Here is a 14,816-nt window from a genome sequence, read left to right as displayed (position 1 = left end):
CAATGGTCAGCACGCCAACGCGCCCGCAGCCAGCCAAACAGCAGCCAGTTAAGCAGCAGGCCGGCAAGCCACGCCCCGGCTCCTCTGCAACGGCCGGCGCGCGCCAGCCAGCGGCGACCGCCCGTCTCCGGACCGTCTACCGCCGGTTCTGGTCTGCGCTGGAGGGGACCGGGACCTCGCGGAACGGCTCCACGTACTACCTCATCCTGGGATCCACCCTGGCACTGACGGCCATCGGCATCATGATGGTGCTCTCGGCCTCCAGCGTTGAATCCATTGCTGCCGGTAAATCGCCGTACGGCGACGCCCTGAAGCAAGGCATGTTTGCCGCCATCGGCATCTTCACCATGTTTGTGCTGTCCCGGATCAATGTCACCTGGCTTAAGCGGCTCGCCTGGCCGGCGATCGGGGCGGCGGTGGTCCTGCTTGCCCTGGTGCAGGTGGTCGGCGACGAAGTCAACGGCAACAAAAACTGGATTGACCTCGGCGGCATCACCTTCCAGCCGTCGGAGGCGTCAAAACTTGCCTTGGCGCTCTGGATGGCGACGGTCTTGGCCATGAAGGGAAAGCTGCTCAGCCGGGCAGTGCATGTGTTCGTCCCGGCCGTTCCGATGGCCATCATTATCGTTGGCCTGGTCTTGGTCGGAAACGACCTCGGCACCGCCATGATCATCATGATGATCACGGCTGCCGCACTTTTCTTTGCCGGTGCACCTCTCTATCTCTTCGGCATCGCAGGTCTTGCGGCTGCCGCCGGAACGGCTGTTATGGCGGTGACCAGTTCAAACCGCATGTGCCGCATCACGTCCTGGTGGACAGGTGAGTCCTGCGCCAATGGCATCGACGCCAACTACCAGGCCACCAATGGGCTCTACGGCCTGGCCTCCGGCGGTTGGTTCGGGGTGGGCCTGGGGCAAAGCCGGCAGAAATACAGCTGGATCCCCGAAGCCCACAACGACTTCATCTTCGCCATCATCGGCGAGGAACTCGGACTGGTGGGCACCGTCGTCGTCCTCATCCTCTTCGCCATCCTTGGTGCAGCCATCTACCGGGTGGTGGTGGCGCAGGAAGGCATGTTCCACCGTGTGCTGGCCGGCACCATCATGGTGTGGCTGCTCGGCCAGGCGACTGTGAACATGTCAGTGGTGACCGGGCTGATGCCCGTTATCGGTGTGCCGCTGCCCTTCATTTCCTATGGCGGGTCCGCCCTGCTGATGTCCCTTTGCGCCATCGGAGTGGTGCTCTCCCTGGCCCGCGAGCAGATGGCCCCGGCGATCCGGCCCAAACGGATGCTGAAATTCAAGGCCAAGCAGGCCCGCGCCACGGCGCCCAAGAAGAAGACTGTAAGAAAGCGTGCCTAAGCCCCATATGACGTCCCAGAATCCCTCCATTGTCCTGGCGGGCGGCGGAACCGCCGGCCACATCAGTCCACTCCTTGCCATCGCGGCTGCCGTCCGCACGGCAGCGCCAAGCGCCGCCATCCTCGCGGTGGGAACACCGGCAGGAATGGAAACCCGCCTGGTGCCCGCCGCCGGTGTTGAGCTGGCGACGATCGACCGCGTGCCCTTCCCAAGGAAGCCTTCAGTAGACCTCCTTCGCCTCCCTGGCCGGCTCGGCGGCGCCGTACGGCAGGCCGGCGCCATCCTGGACAAGGCCGGCGCGGACGTCGTGGTGGGCGTTGGCGGTTACGTGTGCACGCCGATGTACCTCGCCGCACGGAAACGCGGTATCCCGATCGTGATCCATGAGGCCAACATCCGGCCCGGACTGGCGAACAGGGTGGGCGCCCTGTTCACCAAGCGCGTGGCAGTGGCTTTCGACGCCACCCCGCTGAAGGGCGCCCTGCACGTGGGCATGCCCATGCGCACTGAAATCTCGCACCTCGACCGCACGGCTGCCCGCACCGCAGCGCGGGAGGCACTGGGATTGGATGCAGCCAAGCCCACATTGATCGTCACGGGCGGTTCCTCCGGTGCGCAGAGCATCAACCGGACCATCGCCGCCTCCCTCGGGCAGCTGGCCGACGCCGGCATCCAGACCCTGCATATCACCGGGCGGGGCAAGTCAATCCTGGACGACGGCGGCAAGCCCCTGGCCGCCGACGGCTACCGGCAGGTGGAGTACATCGACGGGATGGAGCTGGCTTACGCTGCGGCCGATGTGCTGCTGGCCCGTTCGGGTGCGGCGACGGTGTGCGAGATTGCCGCTGTCGGTGTGCCGGCCGTGCTGGTCCCGCTGCCCATCGGCAACGGGGAACAGGCGCTCAATGCGGCGGGGCTCGTTGCCGCCGGCGGCGCCGTGCTCGTTGCCGACCGGGACTTCACATCCGGGTGGGTGGGCAGCGAACTCATCCCCCTCGTCACCGACAAGTCCCGCCTCGCCACCATGGCAGCCAATTCGTACCGGCTTGGCATCCGAAACGCCGACCAGCGCATGGCTGGTCTTGTCCTGGAAGCGGTATCCGCATGAGTTCCGTCAGTAACCCTGGCCTTGCAGCCCTGGGCAAGGTCCACTTCATCGGCATCGGCGGCGTGGGCATGTCCGCCGTCGCGCGGATCATGGTGGCCCGCGGTGTACCGGTGAGCGGCTCGGACGCCAAGGACCTCCCCGTCATGGCCGACCTTGCCGCTGCCGGTGCACGCATCGCCGTTGGATACGACGCAGCCAACATGGCGGACGCACAGACCGTGGTGGCCGGTTCCGCCATCCGGGCGGACAACCCCGAAGTGATGGCAGCAAGGGAAGCAGGTGTGCCGGTGCTGCACCGCTCCGTTGCCTTGGCCGCAACCATGGGGGAGGACGTGGTGGTGACCGTGGCCGGGACACACGGCAAGTCCACCACTACCTCGATGGTCGCCGTCCTGTTGCAGGGTGCCGGCCTGGACCCCTCCTTTGCCATCGGCGCCAATGTTCCGGCCCTTGGCGTCAATGCCGCGTCGGGAACATCAGGGATTTTTGTGGCCGAGGCAGACGAATCGGACGGGTCCTTCCTCAACTACCGGCCCAGGATCGCGGTGGTGACCAATGTGGAGCCGGACCATCTGGACTACTACGGCACCGCGGAGGCAGTCTATGAATCCTTCGACCGCTTCACTGCCCTGCTGCCGGCTGACGGCGTGCTGATCGCCTGCGCCGATGATGCCGGGGCCCTGGCCCTCGCAGAGCGGACCCGGGCCCGCAGCAACACCCGCGTGGTGCTCTACGGGACAGGCGCTGAGGCGGAGCTGGTGCTGCACGACGGCGGCCCCGGAGACGTTGCGGTGTCCACAACGGCCGGCAGCTTCCAACTGGAACTGCAGGTGCCCGGCCGGCACAACGCCCTCAACGCCGCGGCCGCCTTTGCCGTGGCCCTTGAACTGGGCGTCCAACCTGCAGTGGCCGCCGGTGCCCTGGCACAGTTCTCGGGGGCTTCACGGCGCTTCGAGCTGAAGGGCCAGGCGCGGGGCGTGCGGGTCTTCGACGACTACGCCCACCATCCCACGGAAGTCCGGGCAGCCCTTGCCGCGGCCCGCTCGGTAGCCGGCAGCCACAAGGTGCACGTCCTGTTCCAGCCGCACCTGTTCTCGCGGACCAGGGAATTCGCCCGTGAGTTCGCTGAGGCGCTGAACCTTGCCGATACTGCCTGGGTGCTGGATATCTACCCCGCCCGTGAGGATCCGATTCCCGGCGTCACGAGCCAGCTCATCGCCGACCACCTGGACGACGGCGGGCGGCTGGTCCAAGCCGCGGACGCCGTGGCAGCCCTCGCCGCCGCCGCCCGCGACGGCGACATCGTCCTCACGGCTGGCGCAGGTGATGTGACGGCATACGGGCCGCAGATCGTCGAGGCCCTGGGTGCCTAGCTCCCGCCGCCCCACGTATGCTTCCAGCGGCAGGCGTCCTGCCGCTGGGAACACTGCCGCTGGCAGCACTCCCGGCCGGAACCCGCACCCCGGCACCGCCAGCCGGGATGCGGGCAGCGGCCCTGACGTCATTTCGGCCTCGCGGCCGGTAGCCGACCCTGTTCCGCAGTCGCCCAAAGAGGCGAAGACAACCAGGTTCGCGGGCCGAAAGAAGGAAAACCCCGCGGAAACCTCCACGGCTTCCATGGGCCCTGCCGGGAATGTGCTGGCGTTTCCGGAACCCAAGAGCAAGCGGCGTAAACGGAATGTACTGGCCGTGGCGGGCACGTTGGTTGCGGTCGTGGCAGTACTGCTGGCCGCGGCGGTCTTTTCCCCGGTCCTTGCCGTGGACACGATCTCAGTTTCCGGGACCCGCCTGCTGACGCCTGCCCAGGTGCAGACTGCGCTGGAACCCCTGCGCGGGAAGCCCCTGCCCCAAATCACGGACGAGGAAGTCGGGCGCCTCCTTGAACCGCTGGTCCAGGTCAAGACCGTCTCCGCTGAAGCACGCCCGCCGTCGGGCCTTGCGGTAGAGGTTCGCGAACGCGTGCCCGTGGCGCTGGTCAAGCAGGGGGAGCAGTACCAGCTGGTCGACGTCGAGGGCATCCAACTGGCAGCTACCGCCGACCCGTCGTCCGTCTCCCTGCCGGTGATTGACGGCGGTGCCGGCACCATCGGCAAGGAGCTCTTCCGCGCCACGGCAGAGGTGCTGGGCGCCCTTCCGGCCGATGTGCTCGCGAAGCTGTCCAACGCGTCAGCACAGTCAGTGGACGCCGTGGAACTCAAACTTGTGGACGGCCAGACCATCATCTGGGGCAACGCGGGGGAGAAGGAACTCAAGGCCAAAGTACTCGCCGCCCTCCTCAAGGTGCCGGCCGATCCCAAAAACCCGGTTAAGGTGTACGACGTGAGCGTGCCCCGGCACCCGGTGACCCGCTGACGCGCTTTCTTTTCGGTATTAATCCGACACGCGGAGCCGGTCATTGAATGTGTGAACCAGAGGAAATACCGTCACAGACATGAGTTACTTGACATAACTATAACCTTCAACTCGAAGGTTAAGGTTGCAGGCACTAAGCTCTTCATCAGATTTAGCAATAAGACACGAACAAGGGACACGTAACGTGGCAGCTCCGCAGAATTACTTGGCCGTCATCAAAGTCGTCGGCATCGGCGGCGGTGGCGTGAACGCAGTCAACCGCATGATCGAGGTCGGCCTCCGAGGTGTTGAATTTATCGCCATCAACACTGACGCCCAGGCCCTGCTGATGAGCGATGCCGACGTCAAGCTGGACGTGGGACGCGAGTTGACCCGTGGCCTCGGGGCGGGCGCGAACCCTGAGGTGGGCAAGCAGGCTGCAGAGGACCACGCAGACGAGATCGAAGAAGTGCTCCGCGGGGCGGACATGGTCTTCGTCACGGCAGGCGAAGGCGGTGGAACGGGTACCGGCGGCGCTCCCGTCGTCGCGCGCATTGCGCGTTCCCTCGGCGCCCTCACCATCGGCGTGGTGACCCGCCCGTTCACGTTCGAAGGCCGCCGCCGTGCAGGTTCCGCTGAGGCCGGCATTGACGCCCTGCGCGACGAAGTGGACACGCTGATCGTGATTCCGAACGATCGCCTCCTCTCCATCAGCGACCGGAACGTCTCAGTCCTGGACGCCTTCCGCTCCGCTGACCAGGTGCTGCTCTCAGGTGTCCAGGGCATCACCGACCTCATCACCACTCCGGGCCTGATCAACCTTGACTTCGCGGACGTCAAGTCCGTGATGCAGGGTGCCGGTTCAGCCCTTATGGGCATCGGCTCCGCCCGGGGTGAGGACCGCGCAGTCAAGGCCGCAGAGCTCGCCATTGCCTCGCCGCTGCTGGAAGCCTCCATCGACGGAGCGCACGGTGTGCTCCTGTCCATCCAGGGCGGTTCGGACCTCGGCCTGTTCGAGATCAACGAGGCTGCACGCCTGGTCCAGGAAGTGGCACACCCGGAAGCGAATATCATTTTCGGTGCCGTCATCGACGACGCCCTCGGCGACGAAGCCCGCGTGACGGTCATCGCAGCCGGGTTCGACGACGTCAAGGCCACCTCACCGTCCATGGACCAGTCCCAGCCCCAGGTTGCCCCCCAGCGGCCGGCAGCCGTTGCGCCGGCACCCACCCAGGCCCCTTCCGCCGGCAACCATTCGATGAACGTCCAGCCGGTGCACGCAGGCGTCGGCGCGGCCGGCCTCAGCAACTGGGGGCAGCAGCGCCCCTCCGCTGTCCCCGCCGACTCAGGCTTCGACGTCGACCTCCCCTCCGTGGTGGAGCCGGACCTCACCGGCAGCCACTCGGATGACCTGGATGTCCCCGATTTCCTGAAGTAGGCCCCGGCTTGTTCCACTGGCGTACCGAAATCCGGCCCGGAGTGTCTGTCGCCTTTACTGACGCTGCCGCCGGAAACCTGGCACTGCACGTGGGCGACGATCCTGCAGAGGTGGCCCGGCGTCGAGCGGACCTGGAACGGACCATTGGCGTCGCCCCGCACCGCCTGCGGTTCATGAACCAGGTCCACGGCACCTCCGTGGCAGTCATGGCCCGGGAAAGCCCCGCACCCGAGGCTGACGCCATGGTTTCCCAAGGCCTTCCGCTGGCCGTGATGGTGGCCGACTGCATTCCTGTCCTGTTGGCAGGGGAGTCCGCGGAAGGGCCGGTGCTCGCTGCCGTTCACGCAGGCCGGCCCGGCCTGGCCAACGGTGTCATTCCAGCTGCGGTGGCGGGCATGGAGTCCTTCGGTGCCTCCGCCATCCGCGCCTGGCTGGGGCCGTCCATCTGCGGGAGCTGCTACGAGGTGCCGGCCGGGCTGCAGGCCGAGGTGGCCGCGGCCGTGCCGGCAGCACGAAGCACAACGTCGTGGGGCACCCCTGCGCTGGATCTGCCTGCCGGTGCCCGGAGCCAGCTGGAGCGGTTGGGCGTCAGCGTGGAGTACTGCGGGCCCTGCACGCTGGAGACGGACTCCCTCTTCTCCTACCGGCGGGACAAAAATACCGGACGCTTTGCAGGAGTGGTGTGGTGCCATGACTGACGCCGGGGCAGCCGGGGACGCACGGACCGGGGAGCTCAAAGTTCGGCTTGATGCCGTCCGCCGCCGCATCAGTGCGGCAGCGGTTTCTGCGGGCCGGGAAGGTAACCTGCCCACCTTGATCGTGGTCACCAAATTCCACCCGGCAGAAGACATTAGGCGGCTTGCTGCCCTGGGTATTACCGACGTCGGCGAAAATCGGGACCAGGAGGCGGCCGCAAAGGCAGAGCAGTTGGCGGAGTGCGGCCTTTCCTGGCACTTTGTAGGGCAGCTGCAGACCAAAAAGGCCAAGTCCGTGCTCCGGTACGCAGCAGCTGTTCATTCGGTTGACCGGCCGCAGCTCGTGGACGCCCTGGCCAAGGCAGCCGTGGCTGAACGGGACACTACGGGACGGGCACCGCTGGAGTGCTTTATTCAGGTCAGCCTGGAGGACGACGCCGGAACGCACCGCGGCGGCGCTGCTCCTGATGAGGTTGGGATGCTTGCAGAACGGATAGCGGCAGCCGGGAGCCTCAATCTTGCCGGTGTGATGGCGGTGGCCCCCTTGGGCGCCCCGCCCGGGCCCGCCTTCGAAAGGCTTGCCGCAGTGTCTGCCGGCCTCGTGGCCGACCATCCCGATGCGACTGCAATTTCGGCCGGCATGAGCCAGGACCTGGAAGCTGCCGTCCTGTTCGGGGCGACACACCTGCGAATCGGTTCCGATATTCTCGGATCGCGTCCTGCCGTGGGGTAGCGTCGGTCCTATTGGAAGTGATGGGCGGGGGACTCCAGTGCTGTCAAATCATTGGGCGGCCCGCTTAACGGACACGATTAGGAGTCGACCATGGCCGGCGCTCTGCGCAAGACAATGATCTATCTTGGGCTCGCCGACGGCGATGAACACTACGAGTCCGAGCAACAGACCACACGTAAGGATGAGGACGAAACGATGGAAGCTGACCGCGAGGAGCGCCGTGCACCTGCACCCGTCCGCGAGGTCAGCCGTGAAACGTCCTACACCCCTGAAGAGGAATACCGCGCCCCAGTGACCCCCATCAAGCGCGCGGCATCGAGCCGCGAGGAGACCAGCGGTCTCCGCCAGATCACCACCATCCATCCGCGCTCCTATAACGATGCCAAGCTCATCGGTGAGAGCTTCCGTGACGGAATCCCCGTCATCATGAACGTGACGGACATGGGCGAGGCCGACGCCAAGCGCCTGGTCGATTTCTCCGCCGGCCTGGTCTTCGGGCTCCGGGGGAGCATCGAACGGGTGACCAACAAGGTGTTCCTGCTCTCGCCGTCGTACGTCGAGGTCATCGGTGATGACAAAAAAGCCAGTGAGACCCAAGCCAGCTTCTTCAACCAAAGCTGAACAAATAACCTGACGGATGCCAGGCAGGGACACACCTGCCTGGCATCTGTGCTGAAATAGACGAGAAGCATCGGCTGGAACCGCGGTAACCACTATGGACATGGAGATATGAATTAAGTCATGGGAATTGTTTTCGGGCTTGTCTATCTCGCGCTTTTGCTGTTCTTTGTGGCACTGATCATCCGTCTGGTTTTCGACTGGGTCCAGATGTTCGCCCGTGAGTGGCGTCCCCGGGGAGCGGCGCTGGTGGCGGCGCACGCCGTCTATTCCATCACCGACCCGCCGCTCAACGGACTGCGCCGGCTGATCCCGCCACTGCGCCTGGGCGGTATCTCGCTGGACCTGGGATTCCTGGTCCTGTTCATCGCCGTCAGTATTGCCATGGGGATCACCAGAGGCCTCGCCTGATTTACCCGCCAGACCCAAGCAACGCACGGATGGAACCCGCCGGGAACCACCCTTGCAATGTGAAGAAATCTCGAGTTTGACACCGCAGTGTTGAATTAGAGGAACCAGTCCAACTTTAGGTACCGTAGTTTTGACGGCCGGAAGGCCTACTGACTAACTAGACCAGTGAGGTGACCAGATGGCTTTGACGCCAGAAGACGTTGTCAACAAGCGCTTTCAGCCGACCAAGTTCCGCGAAGGCTACGACCAGGATGAAGTTGATGACTTCCTGGACGAAATCGTTGTTGAACTCCGCCGCCTGAACCAGGAAAACGACGAACTTCGCAAGAAGCTCGCCGAAGCCGGGTCCAGCGTTCCCGCCAGCTCCGCCGCCGCACCAGTGGTGGAAAAGGTCCCCGCGCCCGTCAAGTCCGACAAGGACGAAGCACGCGAGAAGGCAGAAGCCGAAGCCAAGGCCGCCGAAGAGCGCAAGAAGAAGGACGTCCAGCCGGCCGCTCCGGCAGCTGCTGCTCCCGTTGCCGCCGCTCCGGCCGCCTCCACGGCCTCAGCCGAATCCGCCGCCGGCCTGCTCGCCATGGCCCAGCAGATGCACGACCGCCACGTCGCAGACGGACAGGCACAGAAGGACAAGATCATCGCAGAGGCGCAGATCGAAGCCAGCAGCCTCGTCAACGACGCCCAGGAGAAGTCCCGCAAGATCCTTGGCGCCCTTGAGCAGCAGCGTTCCGTGCTGGAGCGCAAGGTGGAGCAGCTCCGCGGGTTCGAACGCGATTACCGTTCACGCCTGAAGGCCTACATCGAGGGCCAGCTCCGCGATCTCGATGCCCGCGGCTCAGTGGCAACGCCGGAAGTCAGCGAAGCCAACTAATCCGGCAAGCACGTATTCTGAAAGCCGGTGGCTGGGGATTCCTCGGCCACCGGCTTTTGGCATTGACACAGGTCTTACAAATGAAAGCACCATGACTGACGAACTCGCCGCCGACCCGGCACGCCCCGTACCGCCTTCGCCCCGCCCCCGGAGGGCCGTGCTGCTGTCCCTCTTTGCAGGGTTCGCAGTTTTTGCCTACGTCCTGGACCAGCTGACGAAAATCTGGGTCACCTCCACGATGGTGGAAGGGGAACGGATTCCGGTACTGCCGCCGCTGTTGCACTGGTACTTCATCAGGAACTCGGGGGCGGCGTTCTCCATCGGAGAAAACGTCACGTGGGTGTTCTCCATCATCATGGCCGCCGTTGCCGTGGCCATCCTCTTCCAGGTTCGCAAGCTGGGCTCCAAATGGTGGTCCCTTGCCCTCGGCCTGCTGCTGGGCGGCGCGCTGGGCAATCTCACCGACAGGCTCTTTAGGGAGCCGTCGTTCGGCATGGGGCACGTCGTGGACTTCATCCAACTGCCCAACTTCGCGATCTTCAACATCGCCGACTCAGCGGTAGTGTCCGCCGTTGCGATCATCTGCATCCTGACGCTGCGCGGAATCGCCCTGGACGGAACCCGGCTTACCCATGAGCGCAAGGAGAAGTCCAGCGATGCCTGAGCGCGTCGTCGTCGCCGAAGAATTCGCGGGGTCCCGCGCAGATGCGGGCCTCGCCGGGCTGCTGGGAATTTCCCGATCCCTCGCGGCCACCCTGATCGCTGAAGGCAATGTCCTCAGCAGGGGCAAAGCACTGGGCAAGTCAGCCAAGCTCGTGGCCGGAGACGTCCTCCAGGTGAGCCTGCCGGAACGGCGTGACCCCCTGGAAGTCGTGGAGGAAGTTGTGGAAGGCCTGAAGATCCTGCTCGACGACGACGATTTCGTCGTCGTCGACAAACCCGTGGGTGTTGCCGCCCATCCTTCCCCGGGCTGGGTGGGCCCCACAGTGGTGGGGGGCCTTGCCGGGGCGGGGTACCGCATTTCCACCTCCGGCTCGCCCGAGCGCGCCGGCATCGTCCACCGGCTCGACGTCGGGACGTCCGGGGCGATGGTGGTGGCCAAGTCCGAACGCGCCTACACCGCCCTGAAGCGGGCTTTCAAGGAACGCACTGTTGACAAGGTCTACCACGCAGTGGTCCAGGGCCTGCCCGATCCGCTGGTGGGCACCATTGACGCGCCGATCGGCCGGCACCCGGGACACGACTGGCGGTTTGCGGTCATTGAGGACGGACGGCCGTCCGTAACCCATTACGAAGTGGTGGAAGCATTCGGCAAGGCGAGCCTCGTGGAGGTGCACCTGGAGACCGGACGCACCCACCAGATCCGGGTACATTTCTCGGCACTGCGCCATCCCTGCGCCGGTGACCTCACCTACGGCGCCGATCCCCGCCTGGCCGCCACCCTCGGCCTGACGCGGCAGTGGCTGCACGCCCGCGAGCTTGGCTTTGAACACCCGGTGACGGGCGAACCGGTACGTGTGGTCAGCGACTACCCGCAGGACCTCGCGTTTGCCCTGGAAGTGCTGGAGTCCGGGCAAGCCTAGCCAATTGCCAGCCGGACCAGCGCATAGAATAGTGCGGTGACTTCCAGCAACGACTCGTTTGTCCATCTCCACAACCACACCGAGTATTCAATGCTGGACGGTGCCGCAAGGCTCGGAGAGCTGTTCGACGAAACCGAACGGCTGGGCATGCCCGCCATCGCCACCACGGACCACGGCTACCTCTTCGGCGCCTTCGACTTCTGGAAGAAGGCCACCGACAAGGGGATCAAGCCGATTATCGGTGTCGAGGCCTACGTCACCCCGGGAACGGCGCGCGGCGACAAAAGCCGGGTGCGCTGGGGCGAGGAGCACCAGCGCAAGGACGACATCTCCGGCGGTGGCTCATACACGCACATGACGCTGCTCAGCTACAACAACGCGGGCATGCGCAACCTGTTCCGGGCGTCCTCCATCGCCTCCCTGGACGCGGTATTCGGCAAATGGCCGCGGCTGGACCGGGAACTGCTGAACACCTACTCCGAAGGGCTTATCGCCACCACCGGCTGCCCCTCCGGGGAGATCCAGACGCGCCTGCGGCTGGGCCAATACCGCGAGGCGCTTGAGGCCGCCTCCGAGTTCCGCGACATCTTCGGTGCCGAAAACTACTTCTGCGAACTGATGGACCACGGGCTGGACATCGAACGGCGGGTCACCGGGGACCTGCTCCGGCTCGCCAAGGACCTGAACCTTCCCCTCGTCGCCACCAATGACCTCCACTACACCCACGAGCACGACGCCAAGGCCCACGAGGCCCTGCTGGCCATCCAGTCCGGCTCCACCCTCCTGGAACCTACGTACGACAACGGCGGCTCCCGCTTCGCCTTCTCCGGCAGCGGCTACTACCTGAAGTCACCGCAGGAGATGCGTGAGCTCTTCCGGGACCACCCCGATGCCTGCGACAACACCCTCCTGATTGCCGAGCGGTGCGAGGTTTCCTTCAACACCGGGGCCAACTACATGCCACGGTTCCCCTGCCCGCCCGGCGAGGACGAAACCTCATGGCTGGTGAAGGAAGTAGCCAAGGGGCTCGAGTACCGCTACCCCGCCGGTGTTCCGGACGAGGTGCGGGCCCAGGCCGACTACGAGCTGGGCGTCATCACCTCCATGGGCTTCCCCGGCTACTTCCTGGTGGTGGCGGACTTCATCAACTGGGCCAAGAACAACGGGATCCGGGTAGGTCCCGGCCGTGGTTCCGGTGCCGGCTCGATGGTGGCCTACGCCATGCGCATCACCGACCTGGACCCGCTGCGCCACGGCCTGATCTTCGAGCGGTTCCTGAACCCTGACCGCGTCTCCATGCCTGACTTCGACGTCGACTTCGATGACCGGCGCCGCCCGGAAGTCATCGACTACGTGACCCGCAAGTATGGTGACGAGCGCGTTGCCATGATCGTCACCTACGGCACGATCAAAACAAAGCAGGCGCTGAAAGACTCCTCGCGCGTGCTGGGGTATCCGTTCAGCATGGGGGAGCAGCTGACCAAGGCGCTGCCCCCGGCCGTGATGGCCAAGGACATCCCACTGGCGGATATCCAGAACCCGGAGGCCAAACGCTACGGCGAAGCCGGCGACTTCCGGCAGCTGATCAGCACGGACCCGGAAGCCGCCAAGGTGTTCGAGACAGCGCTGGGCATTGAGGGGCTGAAGCGCCAGTGGGGCGTGCACGCCGCCGGCGTGATCATGTCCTCGGACCCGATCATCGACGTCATCCCCATCATGCGCCGGATCCAGGACGGCCAGGTGATCACGCAGTTCGATTACCCCACCTGTGAAGGCCTTGGCCTGATCAAGATGGACTTCCTGGGGCTGCGGAACCTCACGATCATTTCCGATGCCCTGGAAAACATCAAAATGAACCGCGGCATCGACCTGGACCTGGAGTCCCTGGAACTCGACGACGCCCCCTCCTACGAGCTGCTGGCCCGCGGTGACACGCTGGGAGTGTTCCAGCTCGACGGCGGACCGATGCGCTCCCTGCTCAAGTTGATGAAGCCTGACAACTTCGAAGACATCTCGGCTGTCCTCGCCCTGTACCGGCCGGGCCCCATGGGGGCGAACGCCCACACCGACTACGCACTGCGCAAGAACGGCATCCAGGAAGTCATCCCCATCCATCCCGAACTGGAGGAACCCCTCAAGGAAATACTCGGCGGGACCTACGGCCTGATCGTGTACCAGGAGCAGGTGATGGCGGTGGCCCAGAAGCTGGCCGGCTACTCGCTGGGCCAGGCAGACATCCTCCGCCGCGCCATGGGTAAAAAGAAGAAATCCGAGCTGGACAAGCAGTTCGCGGGCTTCTCCCAGGGCATGCAGGACAACGGCTACTCCATGCAGGCCGTGAAGACCCTGTGGGACATCCTGCTGCCGTTCTCGGACTACGCGTTTAATAAGGCACACTCTGCCGCATACGGCGTCATCTCCTACTGGACCGCGTACCTCAAGGCCCATTACGCGCCGGAGTACATGGCCGCGCTGCTCACCTCGGTGGGTGACGATAAGGACAAGTCAGCCATCTACCTGAACGAGTGCCGTCGCATGGGCATCACCGTGCTGCCGCCGGACGTTAATGAGTCCGCGTTGAACTTCACTCCTGTGGGCAATGACATCCGCTTCGGCATGGGCGCCATCCGCAACGTGGGCGTCAACGTGGTGGAAGCCATGGTGGCAGCCCGCGAAAGCGAGGGTGCGTTTACGTCCTTCAAGGATTACCTGATGAAGGTGCCGGCAGTGGTTTGCAACAAGCGCACCATTGAGTCGCTCATCAAGTCCGGCGCATTCGACTCACTGGGCCATCACCGCCGTGCCCTGGCGATGATCCATGAGGAGGCCATCGATTCGGTTATCACGCTCAAGCGGAACGAGGCGATTGGCCAGTTCGACCTTTTCGCCGGCTTTGAGGAGGCCGAGTCCGAGTCGTCGCTGAGCATCGATATCCCTGACCTTCCGGAGTGGGAGAAGAAGGACAAACTCTCCTTCGAACGGGACATGCTGGGGCTGTATGTCTCGGACCACCCGCTGCAGGGCCTGGAAGGCGTGCTGAGCCAGCACGCCGAAATGACCATCACGTCCGTCCTCGGCGAGGATGGGCCGCAGGACGGCGCCATCATCACCATCGCCGGCATGATTACGTCGCTCAGCCGGCGGATCGCGAAGGCCAGCGGCAACGCCTACGCCAGGGCAGAGGTGGAGGACCTGGGCGGTTCGATGGAAGTGATGTTCTTTGGCCAGGTTTATGGACCCATTGCCTCGGTGCTTGCCGAAGATCTGATCGTGGTGGTCAAGGGGCGCCTGCAGAAGCGTGACGACGGCGCGATCACCCTCAACTGCATGGAACTGTCCGTTCCGGACCTGAGCGAAGGGCTGAACGGACCACTCGTGATCACCATGCCCACCCACAAGGCCACTGAGGCTGTGGTCACGGAGCTGGGCGATGTGCTCCGGACGCACCGCGGGAACTCGGAAGTCCGCCTGCATCTGCAGGGCGACACCAGGACCGAGATTATGGGACTGCCGGTACACCTCCGCGTGAACCCGAGCCCGTCGCTCTTTGGCGACCTGAAGGTACTGCTGGGCCCCGCCTGCCTGGACGCCTGAGGGCTCCGGGCCTGAGGGGCTCCAGGGAGGGGCTCCGGGGGGGCCAGCAAACAGCAGCCGACGGCGGGAGTGAATC

Annotated in this window: 13 protein-coding genes; all 13 read left to right on the top strand. The window is 64.9% G+C overall.

What is annotated here, in order from left to right:
• Positions 1-2 precede the first annotated feature (2 nt).
• Positions 3-1,361, top strand: a complete 1,359-nt coding sequence (gene ftsW, locus AC5RUQ_RS18580) for a putative lipid II flippase FtsW (RefSeq protein WP_493948778.1) — start codon at positions 3-5, stop codon at positions 1,359-1,361.
• Between the two features lie 7 nt (positions 1,362-1,368).
• A complete protein-coding gene (murG, locus tag AC5RUQ_RS18575; protein ID WP_493948831.1) occupies positions 1,369-2,469 on the top strand; it encodes an undecaprenyldiphospho-muramoylpentapeptide beta-N-acetylglucosaminyltransferase in 1,101 nt (366 codons plus the stop codon).
• On the top strand, positions 2,466-3,842 hold the full coding sequence (murC, locus tag AC5RUQ_RS18570) for a UDP-N-acetylmuramate--L-alanine ligase (RefSeq protein WP_493948777.1): 1,377 nt from the start codon (positions 2,466-2,468) through the stop codon (positions 3,840-3,842). Before murG ends, murC begins: the two co-directional genes overlap by 4 nt.
• Complete coding sequence (locus AC5RUQ_RS18565; protein WP_493948776.1) at positions 3,835-4,821, top strand: cell division protein FtsQ/DivIB; 987 nt, start codon at positions 3,835-3,837, stop codon at positions 4,819-4,821. The genes murC and AC5RUQ_RS18565 overlap by 8 nt, the downstream gene beginning before the upstream one ends.
• Before the next feature lie 184 nt (positions 4,822-5,005).
• A complete protein-coding gene (ftsZ, locus tag AC5RUQ_RS18560) occupies positions 5,006-6,238 on the top strand; it encodes a cell division protein FtsZ (RefSeq protein ID WP_493948775.1) in 1,233 nt (410 codons plus the stop codon).
• 8 nt (positions 6,239-6,246) lie between these two features.
• Complete coding sequence (locus tag AC5RUQ_RS18555) at positions 6,247-6,936, top strand: purine nucleoside phosphorylase YfiH/LACC1 family protein (protein ID WP_493948774.1); 690 nt, start codon at positions 6,247-6,249, stop codon at positions 6,934-6,936.
• On the top strand, positions 6,929-7,666 hold the full coding sequence (locus AC5RUQ_RS18550) for a YggS family pyridoxal phosphate-dependent enzyme (RefSeq protein ID WP_493948773.1): 738 nt from the start codon (positions 6,929-6,931) through the stop codon (positions 7,664-7,666). The genes AC5RUQ_RS18555 and AC5RUQ_RS18550 overlap by 8 nt, the downstream gene beginning before the upstream one ends.
• Before the next feature lie 90 nt (positions 7,667-7,756).
• Positions 7,757-8,287 (top strand): cell division protein SepF, encoded by a 531-nt coding sequence (locus AC5RUQ_RS18545; protein ID WP_256247445.1) that lies wholly within the window; start codon positions 7,757-7,759, stop codon positions 8,285-8,287.
• Positions 8,288-8,407: 120 nt separating this feature from the next.
• On the top strand, positions 8,408-8,695 hold the full coding sequence (locus AC5RUQ_RS18540) for a YggT family protein (RefSeq protein ID WP_163163054.1): 288 nt from the start codon (positions 8,408-8,410) through the stop codon (positions 8,693-8,695).
• Between the two features lie 178 nt (positions 8,696-8,873).
• Positions 8,874-9,563 (top strand): DivIVA domain-containing protein, encoded by a 690-nt coding sequence (locus AC5RUQ_RS18535; protein WP_430228452.1) that lies wholly within the window; start codon positions 8,874-8,876, stop codon positions 9,561-9,563.
• 91 nt (positions 9,564-9,654) lie between these two features.
• On the top strand, positions 9,655-10,227 hold the full coding sequence (gene lspA / locus AC5RUQ_RS18530; RefSeq protein ID WP_430228453.1) for a signal peptidase II: 573 nt from the start codon (positions 9,655-9,657) through the stop codon (positions 10,225-10,227).
• Positions 10,220-11,146, top strand: coding sequence for an RluA family pseudouridine synthase (locus AC5RUQ_RS18525; RefSeq protein ID WP_163163060.1), 927 nt, complete (start codon positions 10,220-10,222; stop codon positions 11,144-11,146). Before lspA ends, AC5RUQ_RS18525 begins: the two co-directional genes overlap by 8 nt.
• A 36-nt stretch (positions 11,147-11,182) precedes the next feature.
• The gene (gene dnaE / locus AC5RUQ_RS18520) at positions 11,183-14,740 is read left to right on the top strand and encodes a DNA polymerase III subunit alpha (RefSeq protein ID WP_493948772.1); all 3,558 of its coding nucleotides are present in this window, start codon (positions 11,183-11,185) and stop codon (positions 14,738-14,740) included.
• The last annotated feature ends 76 nt before the right edge of the window (positions 14,741-14,816 follow it).

Source organism: Arthrobacter sp. MDT2-3 (genome assembly GCF_059090465.1).
Note: the sequence above shows the minus strand (reverse complement) of the source record. Positions and strands in the feature narration are given on the sequence as shown.